This is a genomic window from Sphingomicrobium sp., assembly GCA_036563485.1.
Lineage (GTDB): Bacteria > Pseudomonadota > Alphaproteobacteria > Sphingomonadales > Sphingomonadaceae > Sphingomicrobium.
On sequence record DATCMI010000001.1, the window covers coordinates 134937 to 155059 of the forward strand.

Sequence of the window (20123 nt, forward strand, 5' to 3'; positions counted from 1 at the left end):
GCTAAAGGTCGAGCCGCAGGTACACGCTGTCGCGCCATGTGCCGCCGATGTTCCAGGTGCGCTCTTCCCGATGCGTTTCCTTGAACCCGCACCTTGTCAGCAGCCGCAGCGCCGCTACGTTGTCGGGGTCAACGTCGGCGGTGAGTTCGCTCGACCCTAAGCCTCTCCGCCGATCGATGAACGCCATCATCGCCTCACGCGCATAACCGCGGCCCCAATGCGCCGGGTCGATCATGAACCCGACCTCCGGCAAGCGCCAGCAGCCGAGCTTGCCGATCAACTCGCCGTCGAGTGTCATGACGAAATCGTCGCTCCCCGCCGGCGGCGCGTCGACCGCCGATTGAACCCAGGCGCGGGTCTGCTCCAGGTCCTCGTGCGGCAGCGACGACCAGAAGCGCATCGCTTCCGGATTGCGCATCAGTCGGTGCATCGCCGGCGCATCCTCGAGCGTGAAGCGGCGCATCAGCAGCCGCTCGCTGCGGATCTCATCCACCGCCGCGCAGCTCCAGCGCCCGGGCGAACACGCTCTCGAACATCGCTGCGTCGAGCAGCCTAGTGTTCTGATTGTATCGCGAACAATGATAGCTCGACAGCAGGACCCGCCCGCCCGGCGCCTGCCATTCGCCGCCATGCGCGAACTTGCAGGGCCCTGGCTTGAGACCGAGCCCCCGGCACGCAGCGACATGAGCGATCTGCCCGAGCGCGATGAGCACGCGGACGCTCGGCAGCGCGGCAAGCGCCGCTTCGAAATAGTTGCGGCAGGTGGCGATCTCCTCGGGCAGCGGCTTGTTCGCCGGAGGCAGACATTTGACGGCGTTGAGGATGATCGCGCCGCGCAGCTCCAGGCCGTCGCGGGGGTCGGCGCGATATTCCCCTTCCGCGAGACCGAACTTGAGCAAGGTCGCGTAGAGAAGGTCGCCGGCATAGTCGCCGGTGAACGGCCGACCGGTGCGATTGGCGCCATGCTTGCCCGGCGCCAGGCCGACGATCGCCAGCCAGGCGTTCGGATCGCCGAACGCCGGCACCGGCGCATTCCACCAGTCCGGGAATTCCGCCCGGCATTCGTGGCGGAAGCGCACCAGCCGCGGGCACAAGGGACAGTCGCGCGGCGCTTCGGCCTGCGGGATCGGCGACAGAGCAGCGGGGCTGGCGAAGTCCATGCCGCTCACCTAGGCGCTCGTCCGTGGCGGGCGCAACGCACCTCTATGCAATCGCAATCGGGTCTAACCGGCCGCACGGGCGGCATGGCAAGCCGACCGGCGTGGCCGAAGCGGCGGTCGCCCGCCTGGACCGCGAGTTCGGCTTGTTCGATGCGTCGCCGATCATCATCAACGCCGCTCACGGCGGCGCGGGTCGCGATTTCGCCAACGCCGTGGCAATCGTCGAAAGCAACCTTGATCCCACGGCGATGCTCCGCCGCCTCAAGGCTATCGAGCGCGAATTCGGTCGAAGGCCCGGACGTCGCTGGGGCCCGCGCGTGCTCGATCTCGACCTCGTGCTGTGGAGCGGCGGCACCTTCCGCTCGCGCGGCCTCACCATCCCGCACCGTTCCCTCGGCGAGCGCGGCTTCGTCCTGCAGCCCCTGGCAGCGATCGCACCCAATTGGCCGATTGGCCGGCTTCGTGTCCGCCATCTCGCCGCGCGCCTTGCCCGACGCACCCCGCGCCGCTAGTCGCGGCATTGCGGTGGGCCCTTAGCTCAGTCGGTAGAGCAACTGACTTTTAATCAGTAGGTCGCTGGTTCGAATCCAGCAGGGCTCACCAGCATGTAGGTCAATTCGATACCTAAATGGTCGACAGGAACAATCACCCGGTAATCACGGGTGGCATCACCGGCCAAGATTCCCACGGCATCGTTGTCCTAATTGCGGGATTGTTCCGGCAATGCGGCGCTTAGATACCGGCCCTCACGTCCATTCCGGATCGATGCTCAACATACGAGTAAGCAATCAGCACGTATTCAGTTGGTGCACGCCCACCCCCACTTGGACGTGCGCAGATTGAGGAGGGCTCGTCGGTTAAGCTGGCGAGCCCTTTTCAACAACAGGGCCGAGGTGCGAGTTCTGCAGAAACTGGTTGCCTCCTACGAAGATCGAGCGCTGGCGAACCTTAGCTGATCGCGACGAAGGCCGAGGCCCAACGGTTAGCCAAACGGTCCATGCGTTCGGCACCAGAGCTGCTTAGAGTGATCACTCGATCATCGTCGCCGATGTCTGCCGGTTCAATGAGGCCCCGCTCCACTAGAAGGGCAATCCAACGCTTCGTAATTGCAAGAGGTGCCTGGATAGTGGTTGCAAGCTCCGTTGCAGACATGCTGCGCCTAGCAAGCTCGGCCCCAAACAGTTCTAACAGAATGTCCCATGCCGGGTCCGAAAAGAGGTTTTCCCCAAAAATCTCGCGGCGGGCACGCCTGACAAACAGAACTGACATTATGTGGTCTTCGGTGAGCGAAACTGGGCGCGCTTCGAGCCAAGGGGCTCCTCTGTCGATCACGAGCTATCTCCATGCGAGTCCGCTCGGCACCGCGATCGCGCGAGGGACCTTAGCATTCAGTCCCTGCTGGGTAATTAGAAAACGACGGCGGGTTGCCCGCCGCAGTCGATCCGGTCCGCTGATGCGAGCTAGTTTACGACGCCACACCTCAGCAAGAAAATGGCTTTAACGCGCCGAGCGCAGCCGCTCGCAGTAGAAGCGGTCCGGCGCAATCAAGATTGAAGCTGAACAGCCCTCTGGTTAAAACGCGCCCAATGTCGAGCAGAAGGCTGCGGCTCCGCACAAGCGGAGCAATGGGCGGGCTACTGGTGTTACAATCTAGCGTGAAAAGATCGCCTTCGCTCAATTTCGAAATTGAGCCAGTGGCGGCAGGGGTTCCCGGAGGCAACTTTGATGAGTGCTATTTGGAACGACGCTCTGGTGTCCATGCGCACAGCGTTGAAGATACTCGACCAATCAGGAGCTCCCCTGGACGTCGGAGCTCACCTTGATCTGGCGATCGCCAGGCTTGAGGAGGTTATCGCAACCGCGAAGGAGGGCAGTGCGCCTGATGCGGTGAAATGGCCGCCGCGCTCAAGCGATGAGCTAGACCACTGATCGTGCACGTACTCCGCTAAAGTAGCTGCGCATTGCCTCAGTTCCAGCGTCGCTTAGATCGATCCACCAACGCCGTGCGTCTAACGGATCGTTTTCTCTGTGGACGAGCCCCTCAGCTTCCAGCTTGGCAATCCAGCGAAGTGCCGTCGTCTGTGGCACGCCTCCACAAAGGCACAGCTTCGAAACAGAAACACGCCGCTGCTTGAGCTGTAGGGCGTAGAGCTGGAGCAACATGTCCCACGCAGGGTCGGCAAATAGCTCTACGGGGAAAAAGTCACCGCGTTGGCGGCGAGCTGCGAGGATCGCCTCAACCTCTTGGTGCGTCACCGCCCCTGATGTGGCCGCTGCCGAGCGACAGTCGTCATCTGATCCAGCATGAAGCTGAAAGTCCGAGTTACGCGCAAGGTTCGACCCAAGCACCTCCCAAGGCACATCAACCGAGCACCTCCAAATTAAACAAGAAAGTTAATTAATCACTTCAATCTGAAGCAGATGTGCTGCCCGCCGACTGAGCTCGCCACCAATTTGATCCATGTTGGATCTTCAGCAAAAAGTTAATTTCTTCTGTTCATGCTGCTGCCCTGTGTCGGAACAAGCAGATATGGCCTCAGACGGAGCAATGTATCAGATCGTTGATAAGCGACTTGCGCTTCGATCGAGCCTGTTCCTCGGAGCGGTTCTCCACTGGAACGGCTGTTGCACGCCAGCCCGTGTCCGGAACATGTCGGAAACGGGCGCGCTCGTTGAGGCCGCAGTTCTACCACTAGTGGACTCTGCAGTTCAGTTGGTGCGCGGAGCGCTTATGACTCACGCACGAGTGATCTGGTCAGATGGAGGTCGGTGCGGGCTCAAGTTCTCAGGCGCTGTTGATGTGCAGCGATGGCAAGAGGCATCCGCAAACAGTGAGCAGAAGCGGGTCGACGAGGTGGTGAGATCGTTCAAAGCTTCCGCGAGTTCAGGTGCAGCGTGCTTACGTGACGAGCCTATCTCGGCGGCACTCGAGAATAACCGGGATTCGAACATCACCACAGACCTCCGCCGAGTAGTCGCGTTACTAGACAATCTCGGCGACCTGCTGGCCGACGATGATGAATTGCTCTCGCGCTACGGTAGTGCGCTTCAAAAGATTGATATAGCAAGACAGTTGATCGTCGCCCATGCTGATCCAAGCAACGCTACTCAGCAGTCGGATGGGCTTGCCGGGCTCCGCCGGAGCGCAGATCAGGCACTCCTCGTCTCAGGCGCTCTATTGCGATAGGCTGTTCCGGCGAACGGTTTTCCATTGGCTTGATCTGTTAGATCCAACCGCGTCGGCCCTTTGAAGCCTGGTCAAGTGGCTAACGGGAGCGCGATGCGCGCAACAGGCCTGCGGAGGGAAGGACGAGACATTGTTTCCGGAGCGTCTTCCCGGCAGATCGGCGCGGGAACCAAAGCTCCGACTTCGGCGTGGTTCGTCAGGTGAGCAGTTCGAGTGCGGTGCGAACCCGCACTTAGTAGCTGGCGGTCGCTGTTTCGAATCCAGCAGGGCTCACCACCGTTCCGCAGCAGCCGTTAGTTGCTCGTTACCACATCGCCGAGCTTGAAGCCGGCGAGCTTGGTGGTGAAGTGGCATTCGAAGGAGCGGCGGTGCTGCTGCGCATCTGTGACCGAACCCCAGACGATGATGCGGTCGGCCCGGCGCTGTTCGACATCGACGATGAACACCGACCCATGCTGGGCCGCCTGCGCAGTGCAGGCCTGCACGGCCTTGGGCCGCAGGTGCGAGTTGCTGGGGCCTTCCTGCACCGGCATGTTCTGGATCAAGTCGCTGGCGAGCATCGCCGCCTGAAGCGCGCAGCCGCCGAGGGCCGTCGTCGCGAACGCAAGTAGCCCCAATGCGAGTTTCCGTGCCATTTCCTAGACTTAGCACAATAAGTGCCGGGAGGAAGTGCGTTTCCGCTAGCGGAACTCGGCGTGGCGACGGCGCCTCAATTCCTTTTTCTCCTTCGGCGGCGCGGCGCGGCGATCGGCAAGCAGCGCCAGGCACATGGCGAAACAGGCGGCGATGGCGGCGGTGCGGAGCGGGAAATCCACGAAGCTGTGGATCAGGACCGCGCCGGACGCGATCGCCGCCGCTCTGGCGAACGGCCCCGCTTCGGCAGTCCGCCACACGCGCCACACCGCGGCCGCCCACCAAAGCAGGAACAAGGCGATCATTGCAATGCCGGCGAGGCCCAGCTCGAGGATCAGCTCGGCATAATCATTGTGCGCATGGATGACGAACACCGGCGTCACCTGTGCCGGCTGCTCGTAAAGCGCATAGACATCCTTAAACGAGCCCAGGCCCGAGCCGAACGGCATGAAGTCCGCGATTGCGCGCACGGTCGTGGCGAGGATGGCGCCGCGGGACTGGACTCCGCTTGCCTGACGTCGCTCCGGGTGTCGAGGAACCACGTCTCGGCACCCTCGATGGCAAGGGCGGTAAGCACCCCCGATCGATAAGCCCCGGTATCGATGCCGATGCGGTTCGGCAGGACTTCGACATCGGGTCGGATGGTGTGGCCGTGGACGACGACGAAGCCATGGTCCGTTTCGTCGAACAGGAATGGTTCGCGGATCCAGCGCAGGTCGGACTGCTTCTGCTGGTCGATCTCGACCCCCGGGCGGATGCCGGCATGGACGAACAGATAATCGCCGAACCGGCAGCTGTCGTGGCAGTCCTCTAGGAACTCCACGTGGCTTTTCGGGATCGCCTTGCGGATCGCCCCAAGGGCCTCCTGATCGTCCATCGCAGCGAGCTTCGACGTGTCGACGCCATAGCTTTTCAGGCATTCGGTGCCGCCGAAGGTGCACCATTTGGCGATCAGGTCCGCTTCGCCCTGGATGACGCGCAGCAGCACTTCTTCGTGGTTGCCAAGCAGGAACATCGTCTGCACCCCAGGGTGGCTGTAGGTGCGCAGCCGCTCCACCACCTGCGCCGAGGCTGGGCCGCGGTCGATCAGATCGCCGACGAAGACGAGCAGGACCTTGCGCGCCGGCCGCCGCGTCAGGTCCGCATGGATTTTGTCGAGAAGTTGATCGAGCAGGTCGAGGCGGCCGTGGATGTCGCCGACGTCATAGGCACGCCAGCCTTTGGCCCCAACGGGTCCGGCCGGTTTTCGAGACGCGAAATTGAACATGCAGCCCCTCTAAGCCCGAAACAGCTGCCGTCTGGCAAGACGGTCCAGAGCGGACCAGTATCGGTCCGCGTCATAAACCCGCCCTGAATGGGTTGATAAAGATCAGGCGCTAAGCAGTTGAAAGCGCGGGATCTCGGCGTCGAAGGCGCTGCCCTGCTCGTCGACCATTCGATAGCTGCCGCTCATTTCCCCGGTTGGCGTATCGAGCGGGCAGCCGGAGACATAGTCGAAGCTGGCGCCCGGAGCGATCAGCGGCATTTCACCGACGACCCCTTCGCCGACGACCTCGTGCACCGTTCCGCGCGCATCGACGATGGTCCAGCTGCGCGACAGCAGCTGGACGGCCAGGTCGGAGCCGTTCTCGATCCGCACATGGTAGGACCAGAACCAGCGGTTGGTGGCAGGGTCCGACTGTTCGGCCAGATAGCTGACCGCAACGCGGACCGTCACTCCGCGGCTGGTCGCGACGTTCGGGAACAGCATGGCAAGGGCGTCAATGGTCACGCGGCGAACCTAGGCGAGACCGCCCGCGCGGCGCAACCGGTCGACGAGGCGGTTACGCGCTTCCGCGACGAGCAGAGACCGTTCGGTGATCACGTCCCGCAGCAGGAAATGGCCGGTCAGTTGCAGCCCCTGTGCAATCTCTTCCCAGCTGCCGCGACCGCCTTCGCGAACGAACGGCGGAAGCGGCAGCAGCCGGCCGGCATAAGGCTCGGCCTCGGCAGCGCTGATTGCCCTGCCCGACTTCGGGCTGACCGCGACCAGGCCGTCGTTGCTGCCAGTCACCGCACAGCGGTCGAGGTCGAGGCCGAAGCCTAGCTCGCCGAGCAGCAGCAGCTCGTAACGGACGAGGCCCGTCCCCCACCCGCTGGCCGAAGGCGCCGCTTCGATCGCGTCGAGCAGCGCTTCCAGCGCCTCGTACAGCAAAGGATAAGGCTGCCCCTCCGGCAGCGCGGTCGCGGTCAGCACCGTCACCCAGTCGATCGCCGCGGTCGGCAAGGGTTCGGCGAGAAGCGGGCCGCGGCTGTGGACCAGCTCGACGCTAGCCTGGGGCAGCTGGGCGTCAGTGCGGCTGCTGAGCTGCGCTTCGACGACATTGCCGGGGATCAGCACCGGTCGCATCCGCCGCCCACGCGCGCCGCGGACATAGGCAGCCTGCAACCCGTGCTGCGGAGTCATCAACCGGACGATCGCCCCATGTTCGCCGTGGGTGCGGAGCGCGCAGACAATTGCCGGCGTGTCGGCCCGCATCAGCCGGCCGGGTGGAAATAGTCGAACAGCTGCCGAGCGGTCGCCTTGCTGATGCCGGGCGCCTTCTCGAGGTCCTCGAGCGCGGCGCCCTTGACCGCGCGGGCCGTGCCGAAGTGCATCAGCAGCGCCCGCTTCCGCGTCGGGCCGATCCCCGGCACCTCGTCCAGCGTAGAGGTGGTGAGGCTCTTCGCGCGCTTGGCTCGGTGCGTGCCGATGGCAAAGCGGTGTGCCTCGTCGCGCAGCCGCTGAAGGTAGAAGAGCAAAGCCGAATTAACGGGCAGCGTGATCTCCCGTCCGCCGGGCAAGTGGAAGACCTCCCTGCCCTCGCGGCCGTGGTGCGGACCTTTGGCAACGCCGACCACCGGAACGTCATGGACGCCCATATCTTCCATGGCTTCGCACACCGCCGACAGCTGGCCCTTGCCGCCGTCGATCAGCACCAGGTCCGGCCATTCGCCGCTCTGCCTGTCCGGATCCTCTTTCTCGAGGCGGCCGAAGCGCCGTTCGAGCACTTCGCGCATCATCGCGAAATCGTCGTTGGTCTGCGCGCTCTTGATGTTGAACTTGCGGTAGCTGTTCTTGCGGAAGCCCTCCGGCCCCGCGACGACCATCGCCCCGGTCGCATTCGTGCCTTGAATGTGGCTGTTGTCGTAGACCTCGATGCGCTTCGGCACCTCGGCCAGCTCGAACGTGTCGGCGAGCTCGCGCAGGATCTTGCCCTGGGTGGTGGTCTCCGCGAGCCGCCGGTCAAGCGCCTCCTCGGCATTGCGCGTCGCCTGCTCCATCAGCTTGCGACGCGGGCCGCGCTGCGGAACTTCGAGGGCGACCTTGTAGCCGGCGCGCTCGGCTAATGCTTCTTCGAGCAACTCGCGATCAGCTAACTCTCGGTCGACGAGGATCCGCTTCGGCGGCGGCATGTCTTCGTAGAACTGCACGAGAAAGCTCGACAGGACATCGGCTTCGGGCACGTCGCTGGTGTGCGCCGGGAAGAAAGCGCGATGCCCCCAATTCTGGCCGCCGCGGATGAAGAACGCCTGGATCGACACGGTCCCGCCCTTGCAGGCGAGCGCGAAAATGTCGGCGTCACCGAGCCCCTCCGCATGCACCGTCTGGCTGCCCTGGATGTAGGTCAGCGCGCGCAGCCGGTCGCGGTACACGGCGGCGAGCTCGTAATCGTGCCGCTCGGCCGCTTCGGCCATCTGCTTGCTCAGGCGCGCCTGCACGCCCGTTGACTTGCCAGCGAGGAAGGCCTTGGCGTCGTCGACCAGCTCATCATAGTCCTGGACGCCGATCCGCCCGACGCAAGGGGCCGAGCAGCGCTTGATCTGGTACAGCAGGCACGGCCGCGAGCGGTTCTCGAAATAGCTGTCGGAACAGCTTCTTAGGAGGAACAGCTTCTGGAGCGCGTTAAGCGTCCGGGTGACCGACCCGGCGCTGGCGAACGGGCCGTAATATTGCCCCTTGATGCGCCTCGCCCCGCGATGCTTCTGCACCCGTGGAAAGGCATGGTCCTCACGCAGCAGGATGAAGGGAAAGCTCTTATCGTCCCGCAGGAGGACGTTGTAGGCGGGCCGGAAGCGCTTGATCAGCTGCGCTTCTAGGAGCAGCGCCTCCGCTTCCGTCCGCGTGGTCACTATGGTCATCGACCGCGTCTGTGCAACCATGCGCTGCAGCCGCTTCGGAAGCTTGTTGACCTGGGTGTAATTGGTGACGCGGTTCCGAAGCGCCCGCGCCTTGCCGACGTAGAGCACGTCGCCGCGCGCATCCTGCATCCGGTAGACGCCCGGCCGGCGGGGGAGTGTCTTCAGTACTTCGCGGATCGCGGCGACGCCCTGGTCGAGGTCCGGCTGGTCCGAACCCTGCACGGCATAGGTCGCCCGCTCCTCATTGAAGCGGTCGGCGGCACCAGGATGGTCGGGACGGTCAGCCTTGCTCACAGCACCCATCTAGGAGCTTGGTGCCGAGCCTGCGAGGTCTCGTAGATGCTCAAAGCTACCCGGTTGATGCGTGTGCCGCAGCGGGTCGAATTGCGGCTGCCCCGTGCATACATGACCGACATGCGTCTCCTCCTGATCGCCGTTTTTCTGCTCGCGGCCGGCTGCCGGCAAGCCGACCAAAGCGACCGACGCACAGACGCAACTCAGCCGTCCCGCCCGAGTGCAGCCCAGCTGATCCAGCAAAACGACCCGGACGCCTGCAAGCACCCGGACGTTCAGCAGCGGATTTTGTCTGAGTTGGCCCCAAGGGCCTTGAAGCCGTTCGGCATCGTGACTGCCGACGACCTCGAAGCCGCGCAGGCGGAACTGGGTGACTTCGCACTTAGCCAGATCGAGGCCGTCGACGGTAATCGGAAGGATGGAACGGTCCGGTGTCGCGTCAGACTTACCGCTGAGGAGGACTATGGCGTCTATACCTACTCGCTTCAGGGGTTAGGCGGCGGCGCGCCGGCCTTTTCGTTGACCCCGGGAGCCTTCGTCGCTCCGATGTTCAAGCATCGCGGGCAGATCGTGAGCCGCGCACTCGAGGTGGCGCAACAACGCTCGCCACTTCGCCCATCGGATCCGCCCATCGGGAGTCCACCTCCGCAATATGCCCCGCGCGCGGAGCCCCCGCCGCGCAGTTTCGAACCCGAGTCCAATGTTCCGTCAGGTGATCCGCTGGCGCCGCTCCCGTCGAATGACGCCGCGGCTCCTGAGACGGAGGACTAAGGCCGCACGGATATGGCAAACGTCCAGCAAACTCGGACTCATGCGAGCCTCGCATGCTGTGGTAACCTAACAGCCATGTCATCGGTAACCGTGGTTCGATCATGAGCGTCGCCTTTCGCCGCGAGAGCGATGAGGAGCATCTGGAGCCCAAGTTCGCTTTGCCGATCCCGCCGGGGCCGAACCTGGTGACGCCCCGCGGCTTTGCAATGATCCAGGAGCGGCATGACGCGCTTGAGGCGAGGCTTGCGACCGAGCTGCCCGAAGACGAGCGCAAGAGCGTGCTGCGCGAAGCGCAATATTGGCGGAGCCGCCTGACCAGCGCGCAACTGGCGCCCGCCCCGGCCGGTGATCAGGTGGCGATCGGCACACGCGTGACGATCGAGCGGGATGGGCGGGAGCAGACGCTGGATATCGTCGGGCACGACGAAAGCGACCCTGGCGCCGGCCGTATCTCCTTCGCTTCGCCGCTAGGGCGCGCACTGCTTGGAGCCGAAGCGGGTGATGACGTCGAGCTTGCAGGGTCCGGCGACCCGATCGCCATCGTGTCGATCGAAGCCGCCTCGGAAGGCTGACATAAGCTCTAAGCCGCGGCCCGGGCTTCCTCTTCCTCGCTGAGCATCCATTCGACGCAGGCGCGGGCGTGGATGGCAGTCGTGTCGTAGACGGGGAGCACGTTCGCCCGGACGTCCACCGCCAAGACAAGCTCCGTGCAGCCGAGGACCACCGCCTGCACCTTCTGCTTGGCGAGCTCCGTGATCAGTGTCTTGAGCTTGCGCTGGCTGTCGCGAACGACGCGTCCCGCTGCCAGCTCTTCGAAAATGATGCGGTCGATTTCCTGCATCCACTCGGCGCTGACCGGCGCGAGCGCGATGCCCCGGCTTTCGAGGCGGCTGCGGACGTGCGGCTCGCCCATGGTGAAGCGGGTGCCGAGCAAGGCGACGCGGGTGCGGCCGTCGGCCACGAGCCGGTCGGCGGTCGCTTCGGCGATGTGGAGCATGGGGACGCCGATCTTCGGCGCCACGGCATCATAAACCTTGTGGCCGGTGTTCGACGTGATGATCACGCCTTGCGCGCCGCTCGCCTCCAGCTTCCTGGCCGCGTCCAGTGTCTCGGCCGCGACGCCTTCCCAGTCACCCGACAGCTCCATCGCCGCGAACGGCGCGAGGTCGAGGCTCTCGATCGACAGGCGGGCGCTGTGCAAGCCACCGAGGCGCTGTGCGATTCCGCGGTTGATATGCTCGTAATAAAGCGCGGTCGACGACCAGCTGGTGCCGCCGATGATCCCGAGTTTGCGCAAGTGCGTCCTCCCCTACCCGCCCGGACTCTCCCGCATCTCCGCCCTAGCGGCAAGAGGTAACAGGCTGATTTATCGTGGATTGAATCGGCTTTGCGATGAGCGGTTCGTCGTGCATCAGCGGCGGCATGGGCGAGGAAGAACAGACCAGCGGAACGGTGCTGATGGTGCGGCCGGCGGCGTTCGGTTTCCATGCGGAAGCGGCGCGATCGAACGCCTTCGCTCGGCCTGCGGAGGTCGATGCGGGCGCCGCGCTCCGCGAGTTCGAGGGGCTGGCGGAGGGGCTCGATCGGGCGGGCATCGAGGTGCTCGTGCTCGAAGACAAGCCCGGCCCGGCAAAGCCGGACGCGGTGTTCCCCAACAATTGGGTGAGCTTTCACGGCGACGGAACCATGGTCCTCTATCCGATGGCGACGGACGCGCGGCGGCTTGAGCGTGACGTGCCAGGCGTGCGCGCGCTGCTGGAGGCGAGCGGGTTTGCAATACGCCGGACAGTCGACCTCAGCGGCATGGAGGCGGACGGCCGCTTCCTCGAAGGCACAGGCAGCCTGATCCTCGATCGGCCGCGACGTCGGGCCTTTGCCAACGTGAGCGCGCGCACGGACCCACTGGCGGTTGCCGGGTTCGACGAGCAGCTCGGCTTTTCAACCTTCCTGTTCGACGCGCGGGACCGATCGGGCCAGCCGATCTATCACACCAATGTGCTGCTGAGCCTCGGCACGGAGTTCGCGGTGCTGTGCACGGATGTGGTCCCCGAGGATCAGCGCGCACGGCTTAAAGCGGCATTGCAGGAGGACCGCATGCTCATCGAAGTCGATCATGAGCAAATGCGGCAATTCGCCTGTAATATCATCCAGCTGAAGGGCCGCGGCGGGCCGGTCCTCGCCATGTCCTCGGCAGCGCGGCGCAGCTACCGGCCGGAGCAGCGACGGATGCTCGAGCGGTTCGGCGAGCTTGGCGACGCCGATATCCCGACCATCGAGCAGATCGGCGGCGGCAGCGTCCGCTGCATGATCGCCGACGTGCATCTGCCCCGGCGCTAGCCGAGGCTTTTTACGATCTCTTCGACCATCTTCTTCGCGTCGGCGAGCAGCATCATCGTGTTGTCGCGGTAGAAGAGCTCGTTATCGACGCCGGCATAGCCCACACCGCCCATCGAGCGCTTCACGAACAGCACCGTGCGCGCCTTCTCCACGTCGAGGACCGGCATGCCGTAGATCGGCGAGCTCTTGTCGGTCTTGGCCGCGGGATTGGTGACGTCGTTGGCGCCGATCACGAATGCGACGTCCGTCTGTGCGAACTCGCTGTTGATGTCCTCGAGCTCGAACACCTCGTCATAGGGGACGTTCGCTTCCGCCAGCAGCACGTTCATGTGCCCGGGCATGCGCCCCGCGACCGGGTGGATCGCATATTTCACGCGCACCCCTTTCGCCTTTAGGATGTCGCCCATTTCACGGAGCGCGTGCTGCGCCTGGCTGACCGCCATGCCGTAGCCCGGGACGATGATGACCTGGTCGGCCTGCGCCATCAGGAAGGCGGCGTCCTCGGCCGAGCCGCGCTTGTACGGCCGATCGATCGCTGCAGCATCGCCGCTGCTCGCGACCGCGCCGAACCCGCCGGCGATCACCGAGATGAAGCTGCGGTTCATCGCCCGGCACATGATGTAGCTGAGGATCGCGCCGGAGCTGCCGACCAGCGCCCCGGTGATGATCATCGCGCTGTTGTGCAGCGTAAAGCCCATCGCCGCCGCGGCCCAGCCGGAATAGCTATTTAGCATCGAGATCACGACCGGCATGTCGGCGCCGCCGATCGGGATGATCAGCAGGAAGCCGATGATGAAGCTGAGGATCATGATCGTGGCGAACACCCAGGGCGACTGGTCCTGCGTGAAGTAGGCGATGAGCCCCAGGATCGCGGCGAGGGTCGCCAGGTTGATGACGTGCCGGGCGGGCAGCAGGATCGGTGCGCCCGACATGTTGCCGTTGAGCTTGAGGAAGGCGATCACCGAGCCTGAGAAGGTGATTGCGCCGATGGCGACGCCGAGGCCCATCTCGATGCGGCTGACCGGCAGGATCGAGATGATCGAGGGTCCCAAGATCGGCGTGATCCGCTGGGCAATGCCGAAGGCTTCGGGGTTGAGGTATGCGGCGGCGCCGACCAGCACCGCGGCAAGGCCAACGAGGCTGTGGAAGGCGGCGACCAGCTGCGGCATTGCCGTCATCTGGATCTTGCGTGCGGTGACCAGGCCGATGCCGCCGCCGATCGCCATGGCGGCGAGAATCTCGGGCAGCGATGCGATTTCGTGAATGGCCAGCGTCGTCGCGACCGCGATCGCCATGCCGAGCATGCCGGCGCGGTTGCCGCGCTGGCTGCTTTCCGGGCTCGACAGCCCTCGAAGCGCGAGGATGAAGCAGACGCCGGAAATCAGGTAGGCGATCAGCACCCAGGCGGGCGTGTCATGCGCCTCCACCTTAGCGTTCCTTCTTCTTGTACATCGCCAGCATCCGGGCGGTGACCGCGAACCCGCCGAAGATGTTGATGCTGGCAAGCACCACGCCGGCAAGGCCGAGCCACTTGGCCGACGGGCTTCCCGCCGCCGCCGCGGCGATCAGCGCGCCGACGATGATCACCGAGGAAATGGCGTTGGTCACGCTCATCAGCGGCGTGTGAAGCGCGGGCGTCACCGACCAGACGACATAATAGCCGACGAAGCAGGCGAGAACGAAGATCGAGAGGATCGAAACGAAGTCCATCTGCCCTCCGCGTGAATGGCGGACGCATTGATGGCCGCTCGTTCATGCGCTGTCGAGGGGCGGCGCGGTTAATCGGCCCGCGGTTATCGAAATGCTAACCTTTCCGCGCGCATGCGTGACGCGTGTCGACGAAGAACCAGACCCAGAGTGAAGCCAAGCCGTGGAAGCTGCTTCTGTGGACGGCGGTGGCCGGCCTGGTGTTCGGCCTGATCGGCTTCGGCGAAATTGCCGAGGACTGGCTCCGCGTTGCCCGCAACAAGCTGCACACGCACAGCGCCAGCGGCGACATCGTCTTCGTCCAGATCGACGACAAGACGCTGCGGGAAGTCGGCCGCTGGCCCTGGCCGCGCCGCGACATGGCGAAGCTGACCGACAAGCTGACCGAAGCCGGCGCCAAGCGCATCTTCTACGACATCACCTTCTACGACCGCACCAATCCGGTGGACGATGCGATCCTCGCCGACGCGCTCAAGCGTTCGGGCCGGGTCCATCTCGCGGTTCGGACGCGCTTCGGCCCCAATGGCGGACCTACCGCATCCGGCTCAACGCCGACCGAGTTCGCACAGCATGCGACGCTCGGGAACATCAGTGCGAAGTATAATTATCAGAACGCGCTATGGCACCTGCCCTATGCCGTTCAGGAAGGTCAGAGGACTTTCGTGACCTTTGCGGTGCAGCTCGCAAACCGGAGCGGCGCGCCGGGCGCCTCGTTCATGCCCGACTATTCGATCGACCCGAAATCCATCCCGGTCGCGAAGGCGGAGGATTTCCTAAGCGGCAAGTACAGGCCAGACGCCTTCGCAGGCAAAGACCTCTTCGTCGGCTGGAACACAGAAACGCTTGGAGATCAGCTGTTCATCCCCGGCACCGGGAAGACCGCGGGTGCGTACGTCCACATCATCGGCGGCGAGACTCTTAAAGCTGGGACGCCGATCTACCTCGGGTGGGTGCCGCTCTTTGTTCTAACGCTGGCGCTTTCGGCCTTCGCCTTGGCCCGCCGCAGCCCGAAAGTCCGAATTGCTACCCTGGGAACAGGAGCGATTTTCCTTCTCTTCGTCCCCGCAGCACTCGAGGCGCGCCTGATCACGTTCGACATCACGCCTGCTCTCTTTGTGTTGATCGTCATTGGGACTGCGCTCGCATGGCGCCGCTATCGCGCGCAGGGTCTCGTCAACACCGTAACGAACCTGCCGAACCTCAACGCTCTGCGGCTCAACCGCGAGGGGGGACAGCGCCCCCTCGTTGCCGCGCGTGTGCTGAATTACGAAGAGATCGTCGCCAGCCTCCCGACGGATGCCGAACGCCAGCTGGTCGATCAGATCGTCGCGCGGCTGAATGTCGGATCGCCCCAGCGGGTCCTTTATCAAGGCGACGGCGGCATCTTTGCCTGGTTCGACGAGACACGAGAGCCGTTCGGCAACCAGCTCGAAGCGCTTCATGCGATGTTCCGCACGCCCGCCCGGATCGCCGACCGGTCGATCGACCTGTCGATCGCGTTCGGCGCGGAGATCGGCAGCGGCCGCTCGCTCGCCAACCGGCTTGCCAGTGCGCTCGTCGCTGCTGACGAGGCGGCTCATCAGGGCCTCAAGTGGAAGTATCACGATCCCGAGACGCTCCAGGACGCAAGCTGGAAACTGTCGATCCTCAGCCAGCTCGACGAAGCGATCGATCGAGGCGAAGTCTGGGTCGCCTTCCAGCCGAAGGTGGACGTGGCGACGCGGCAGGTCATCGGCGCCGAAGCGCTCGCGCGGTGGACCCACCCGGAGAAAGGCCCCATCGCCGCGTCCGAGTTCGTCGCGGCGGCGGAGCAGCACGACCGCATCGCCAAGCTTACGGACTTCGTCCTTGAGAAGGCAGTTGCGGCGGCTGCCCAGATCAACAAGCGCGGCGCCGACTTCCACGTGGCGGTCAATCTGTCCGCGCGCCTTCTCGCCGACAAAGGCCTGACGCTTCGGCTGGCGGCGATGCTGGCCCGCCACGGGCTCGCCCCGCACCTGCTCACGCTGGAGCTGACCGAAACCGCGCCGCTTACCGACAGCGGCGGAGGGCTCGAGATGATGGGCCGCCTCCGCGAACTCGGGGTGTCGATTGCCATCGACGATTACGGCACGGGCCAGTCGACACTCGAATATCTCAAGAAGATCCCGGCGGCCGAGATCAAGATCGACCAGAGCTTCGTCAAAGGCATTGTCGAAAATCGAAGCGACCGTTTGATGGTCCAGTCCACCATCAGCCTCGCCCACTCGCTCGGCCGCAAGGTCGTTGCCGAAGGCGTGGAGCAGCGCGAGATCCTCGACGTGCTCACCGAGCTCGGTTGCGACGTCGCCCAGGGCTTCGCGATCGGCCGCCCGATGAGCTTCGACTCGCTGGTGAAACGCGTCGGTTCCGGCCGCCGCCGCAGCGCAGCCTAACACTTCCAAGCACAGCCATAATCCAGCCGCTCGCTTGAAGAAGCGAGCGCTTTCACTTGCCAATTTCGCGCGTCCTCACGCGAAACATGGTGAATCGTTTGTCAACCATATCGATTAAGGTTAATATGCCCCCAACTGCCGGATCGCAGTCAAACAAAGGGGCTGAGACATGAAGAAGGTCAGCAAAGGTCGTGGTTTCTGGACGTGGCTCATGGGCGGCGGCTGGACCGGAGCCGGCGGCGGCGGCGCTTAATTCCGCCACTTCAATGATTTAGAAAGCGCTCGCCTCACGGCGGGCGCTTTTCTTTTGTGCGGTGGAAGCGGCAGCCGAAGGGCGCTAGTCGGCACTGATGCTGAGGCAAGAAACGGCGAGAATCGCGATTCGCGCGAGTCGCCCCGGACTCCACGAATTCACCGACCGAGCGCGCGATTTCGTCAACCATAGCGGCATCAGCGAGGGTCTATTGACCCTTTTTTGCCGCCACACGTCGGCGTCGCTGGTGATCCAGGAAAATGCCGCGCCCGCGGCGCGCCGCGATCTCGAAGCTTATTTCGCCCGCCTGGCGCCGGAGAGCGCCATCTATGACCATGACGAAGAGGGTCCGGACGACATGCCGGCGCATCTGCGGACGGCGCTGACGGCGACGCAGCTGTCGGTGCCGGTGATCGGCGGCGAACTTGCGCTCGGCACCTGGCAGGGCATCTTCCTGTTCGAGCATCGCCGCGCGACGCCCGAGCGCGAGATCGTCCTTCACCTGGTCGGCGAATGAGCCTTCAGTCCGTCCAGGCCTGGCTGGCGGCCGAGGCGCCGGACCTGCGCCTGATCGAGACCCAGGAAAGCACGGCGACGGTCGAGAGTGCTGCGGCGGCGCTCGGCGTCGAGCCCGGCCGTATTGCCAAGACCCTCGCAGTGCGCGCCGGCGACCTCCTCTTTCTCCTCTGCACGGGGGGAGACGTCCGCCTCGACAACCGCAAGTGCAAGGATGTGCTGGGCGCGCGCCCGCGCATGCTTGGGCCCGACGAAACGCTCGAGCTTACCGGCCATCCCGTCGGCGGCGTCTGCCCGTTCGGTCTCGCTACGCCCCTGCCCGTCTATCTCGACGTGTCGCTGCAGGCGTTCGACATCGTCTATCCGGCGGGCGGGTCGCTGAACACCTCGGTCGAAGTGTCGACGGAGCGGCTGTTCGACCTCGTCGCCGAACGCTGGGTGGACCTATGCAAGCTCCCCGAGGAACCGGCTGGGACTTAGCGAGGCGGCATCGACGTCCGCCACGGGCCACGGTGTTCCTACGACCAGCGATTCGACCATTGCCGCCATCGCCGGGCTGGTCTGCAGCCCAAACCCGCCCTGCCCCGCCAGCCAAAAGAAGCCCTCGGCATCGGGCGCGAAGCCGACTGCGGGATGACGGTCCGGCGTGAAGCTCCTTAGCCCCGCCCATCGGCTGTGGATGTGCCGCACCTCGACAGTCGTGCGCTCCTCCATGCGGTGAGCAGCGAGCGCGACCTCATATTCGTCGGGCTGCGCGTCGCACGGGTCGCTCGGCACTTCGTCCATTGGCGAGGCGAACAGCCGGCGGCTCTCCGGCGCGAAGTAGAGTTCGTCGCCGACGGTCTTGGTGAAGGGCAGCGCGTCGACATCTATGCCGGCGGGAGCATCGAAGGTGATGATTGTCCGGCGCTTCGGTACGAGACCGATTGGCCGCACGCCCGCAAGCATCGCCACAGCATCGGCCCAGGCGCCCGCGGCGTTGACCAGAACCGGCGCGCTGAACCGCTCGGCCGCCTCGCTCGTGACGCTCCACGCGCCACCGTTCCGCTTGATCCCCGCCACACGAACCCCGGTGCGCAGCTCGCCCCCGAGCCTGCGCAGCCGCCGCAAATTGCCCTGAAGCAGGGCGTGCGGATCGAGCCGGACGCCGTTGCGGTCGGCAATGCCGCTGACCGCATCCGCTCTCAGGATCGGGCACAAAGCGTGCACGCCGGTCGCATCCAGCCGCTCCAGCGACGCGAAAGCCGAAAGGTCCGCTTCCACCGCGTCGAGGGCCGCAATCTCGTGCTCGCGCGCATGGACCAGCACCGGCATGCGCCGCCCCAGCGGCACATCGGTAAAATCGTCCGGCGGATCGTCGAAGAACGGACGGCTGGCGAGCGTCAGGGCGCGGACCAGCCGATCACCGAGCGCGTAATGGAGCATGGTCGCGCTTCGGCCAGACGCGTGGAAGCCCACCTGCTCCTCCGCCTCGAGCACCGTGACGCGGCCATGCTTCGCCAGCGCCGCGGCCGCGGAGAGCCCCGCGATGCCGCCGCCGATGACGAGAATGTCGGAGGAGTTCACGCGGCCGTGAGCCGCTCGCTCACAACCTTGTTGTTCTGCGTCAGCCGTATGCCTTTGACGATCTCGTCGTCGTCGGGGAGCACCGGCCGCCCCTGCTCCTTGTCCCAGAAGGCGCTCAGGAAATTGTAGAGGTTGCGCGCGAACAAGGCCGAGGCGTCGGCGGCAAGGCTGCGCGCGAGATTGGATGCACCAATGATCGTGACGCCATGCTTCTCGGCGCGTTCGCCGGGGACGGTGCCCTCGACATTCCCGCCCGCTTCGGCCGCGAGGTCGACGATGACGCTGCCGGGCCGCATCGTCGCGATCTGCACGTCGCTGATCAGGCGCGGCGCCGGCCTGCCGGGAATCAGTGCCGTGGTGATGACGATGTCCTGCTTGGCGATATGGCTGGACACCAGCTCCGCCTGCGCTTGCTTATATTCCTCGGACATTTCCGTCGCATAGCCGCCCGAACCTTCGCCCTCGATGCCGGCGACATTCTCGACGAAGATCGGCTTGGCGCCCAGCGACTGGATCTGCTCCTTCGTCGCGGAGCGAACGTCCGTGGCGCTGACCTGCGCTCCGAGACGCCGCGCGGTCGCAATCGCCTGAAGCCCAGCGACGCCGACGCCCATCACGAAGACCTTGGCCGGGCTGACCGTCCCCGCCGCCGTCATCATCATCGGGAAGGCGCGGCCGTAAGCAGCGGCGCCGTCGACGACCGCCTTGTAGCCTGCGAGGTTCGACTGCGAGGAGAGGATGTCCATCGACTGGGCGCGAGTGATGCGCGGCATCCACTCCATCGCCAGCGCCTCGACGCCTGCCGCGGCATAACCGTCGACCCGCTGCCGCTCGCGCACGGGATCGAGCGCGCCGACCAGCAGCGCGCCGGGTTCAGCGCCGCCGATCGACGCCGGGTCGGGACCGTTGATGCACAGGATCACGCCCGCGCCCGCAAGCACGTCCGCGCGGCCTCCGACCGTCGCGCCAGCGGCTTCGAGGTCGGCATCGCGGATCGATGCCGCCTCGCCTGCTCCCCGCTCGACGGCCACGTCGGCACCGAGCGCGACAAACTTCTTCACGGTCTCGGGAATCGCCGCGCAGCGCGTCTCGCCCGGCGCTTCCTTGAGGACCGCGATCTTCAT

Annotated in this window: 21 protein-coding genes and 1 tRNA gene; 8 read left to right on the forward strand and 14 right to left on the reverse strand. The window is 64.9% G+C overall.

Translation table 11 applies throughout. The annotated features are described in order from the left end of the window. Nucleotide 1: 1 nt before the first annotated feature. Nucleotides 2-493, reverse strand: coding sequence for a GNAT family N-acetyltransferase (locus VIL42_00700; protein ID HEY8591366.1), 492 nt, complete (start codon nt 491-493; stop codon nt 2-4). Further along, on the reverse strand, nt 486-1160 hold the full coding sequence (locus VIL42_00705; protein HEY8591367.1) for a uracil-DNA glycosylase: 675 nt from the start codon (nt 1158-1160) through the stop codon (nt 486-488). Before VIL42_00705 ends, VIL42_00700 begins: the two co-directional genes overlap by 8 nt. A 23-nt stretch (nt 1161-1183) precedes the next feature. Here VIL42_00705 and folK point away from each other — a divergent pair, with 23 nt between their 5' ends. Both folK and VIL42_00715 read left to right on the forward strand, forming a co-directional pair. Then, a complete protein-coding gene (gene folK / locus VIL42_00710) occupies nt 1184-1672 on the forward strand; it encodes a 2-amino-4-hydroxy-6-hydroxymethyldihydropteridine diphosphokinase (protein HEY8591368.1) in 489 nt (162 codons plus the stop codon). Between the two features lie 15 nt (nt 1673-1687). Then, nucleotides 1688-1763: transfer RNA gene (locus VIL42_00715), tRNA-Lys, on the forward strand. Between the two features lie 345 nt (nt 1764-2108). On the opposite strand, the gene VIL42_00720 is transcribed toward VIL42_00715, so the two are convergent. The 7 genes from VIL42_00720 to uvrC form a co-directional block, all read right to left on the reverse strand. Further along, the gene (locus VIL42_00720) at nt 2109-2492 is read right to left on the reverse strand and encodes a hypothetical protein (GenBank protein HEY8591369.1); all 384 of its coding nucleotides are present in this window, start codon (nt 2490-2492) and stop codon (nt 2109-2111) included. Between the two features lie 2148 nt (nt 2493-4640). Then, entirely contained in the window at nt 4641-4982 is a 342-nt protein-coding gene (locus VIL42_00725) for a hypothetical protein (GenBank protein ID HEY8591370.1), read from the reverse strand. A 45-nt stretch (nt 4983-5027) separates the two neighbouring features. Further along, nucleotides 5028-5450, reverse strand: a complete 423-nt coding sequence (locus VIL42_00730; protein ID HEY8591371.1) for a hypothetical protein — start codon at nt 5448-5450, stop codon at nt 5028-5030. After that, the gene (locus tag VIL42_00735) at nt 5360-6247 is read right to left on the reverse strand and encodes a metallophosphoesterase (GenBank protein HEY8591372.1); all 888 of its coding nucleotides are present in this window, start codon (nt 6245-6247) and stop codon (nt 5360-5362) included. Before VIL42_00735 ends, VIL42_00730 begins: the two co-directional genes overlap by 91 nt. A 102-nt stretch (nt 6248-6349) precedes the next feature. Continuing rightward, nucleotides 6350-6730, reverse strand: a complete 381-nt coding sequence (gene apaG / locus VIL42_00740; GenBank protein ID HEY8591373.1) for a Co2+/Mg2+ efflux protein ApaG — start codon at nt 6728-6730, stop codon at nt 6350-6352. 30 nt (nt 6731-6760) lie between these two features. Continuing rightward, nucleotides 6761-7498: a DNA repair protein RecO gene (gene recO / locus VIL42_00745; GenBank protein HEY8591374.1), complete on the reverse strand. Its 738-nt coding sequence runs from the start codon at nt 7496-7498 to the stop codon at nt 6761-6763. Then, complete coding sequence (gene uvrC / locus VIL42_00750) at nt 7498-9435, reverse strand: excinuclease ABC subunit UvrC (GenBank protein HEY8591375.1); 1938 nt, start codon at nt 9433-9435, stop codon at nt 7498-7500. Before uvrC ends, recO begins: the two co-directional genes overlap by 1 nt. Before the next feature lie 66 nt (nt 9436-9501). Here uvrC and VIL42_00755 point away from each other — a divergent pair, with 66 nt between their 5' ends. Both VIL42_00755 and VIL42_00760 read left to right on the forward strand, forming a co-directional pair. Continuing rightward, complete coding sequence (locus VIL42_00755; protein HEY8591376.1) at nt 9502-10206, forward strand: hypothetical protein; 705 nt, start codon at nt 9502-9504, stop codon at nt 10204-10206. Nucleotides 10207-10307: 101 nt separating this feature from the next. Then, on the forward strand, nt 10308-10778 hold the full coding sequence (locus tag VIL42_00760; GenBank protein ID HEY8591377.1) for a GreA/GreB family elongation factor: 471 nt from the start codon (nt 10308-10310) through the stop codon (nt 10776-10778). 8 nt (nt 10779-10786) lie between these two features. Here VIL42_00760 and VIL42_00765 read toward each other — a convergent pair whose 3' ends face one another. After that, nucleotides 10787-11503: an amino acid racemase gene (locus VIL42_00765; GenBank protein HEY8591378.1), complete on the reverse strand. Its 717-nt coding sequence runs from the start codon at nt 11501-11503 to the stop codon at nt 10787-10789. Nucleotides 11504-11598: 95 nt separating this feature from the next. On the opposite strand from VIL42_00765, the gene VIL42_00770 reads away from it, so the two are divergent. Beyond that, entirely contained in the window at nt 11599-12543 is a 945-nt protein-coding gene (locus tag VIL42_00770; GenBank protein ID HEY8591379.1) for an arginine deiminase-related protein, read from the forward strand. Here VIL42_00770 and VIL42_00775 read toward each other — a convergent pair. Continuing rightward, on the reverse strand, nt 12540-13970 hold the full coding sequence (locus tag VIL42_00775; GenBank protein ID HEY8591380.1) for an NAD(P)(+) transhydrogenase (Re/Si-specific) subunit beta: 1431 nt from the start codon (nt 13968-13970) through the stop codon (nt 12540-12542). The genes VIL42_00770 and VIL42_00775 overlap by 4 nt on opposite strands. A 1-nt stretch (nt 13971) precedes the next feature. Next, nucleotides 13972-14253, reverse strand: a complete 282-nt coding sequence (locus VIL42_00780; GenBank protein HEY8591381.1) for a proton-translocating transhydrogenase family protein — start codon at nt 14251-14253, stop codon at nt 13972-13974. Nucleotides 14254-14375: 122 nt separating this feature from the next. On the opposite strand from VIL42_00780, the gene VIL42_00785 reads away from it, so the two are divergent. The 3 genes from VIL42_00785 to VIL42_00795 all read left to right on the forward strand — a co-directional run bounded on the left by VIL42_00785 (nt 14376) and on the right by VIL42_00795 (nt 17913). Continuing rightward, entirely contained in the window at nt 14376-16664 is a 2289-nt protein-coding gene (locus VIL42_00785) for an EAL domain-containing protein (GenBank protein ID HEY8591382.1), read from the forward strand. Between the two features lie 350 nt (nt 16665-17014). Next, complete coding sequence (locus VIL42_00790; GenBank protein ID HEY8591383.1) at nt 17015-17434, forward strand: secondary thiamine-phosphate synthase enzyme YjbQ; 420 nt, start codon at nt 17015-17017, stop codon at nt 17432-17434. Further along, the gene (locus VIL42_00795) at nt 17431-17913 is read left to right on the forward strand and encodes a YbaK/EbsC family protein (protein ID HEY8591384.1); all 483 of its coding nucleotides are present in this window, start codon (nt 17431-17433) and stop codon (nt 17911-17913) included. Before VIL42_00790 ends, VIL42_00795 begins: the two co-directional genes overlap by 4 nt. On the opposite strand, the gene VIL42_00800 is transcribed toward VIL42_00795, so the two are convergent. Continuing rightward, nucleotides 17878-18999 (reverse strand): FAD-dependent oxidoreductase, encoded by a 1122-nt coding sequence (locus tag VIL42_00800; GenBank protein HEY8591385.1) that lies wholly within the window; start codon nt 18997-18999, stop codon nt 17878-17880. The genes VIL42_00795 and VIL42_00800 overlap by 36 nt on opposite strands. After that, nucleotides 18996-20123, reverse strand: a complete 1128-nt coding sequence (locus tag VIL42_00805; protein HEY8591386.1) for an NAD(P) transhydrogenase subunit alpha — start codon at nt 20121-20123, stop codon at nt 18996-18998. Before VIL42_00805 ends, VIL42_00800 begins: the two co-directional genes overlap by 4 nt.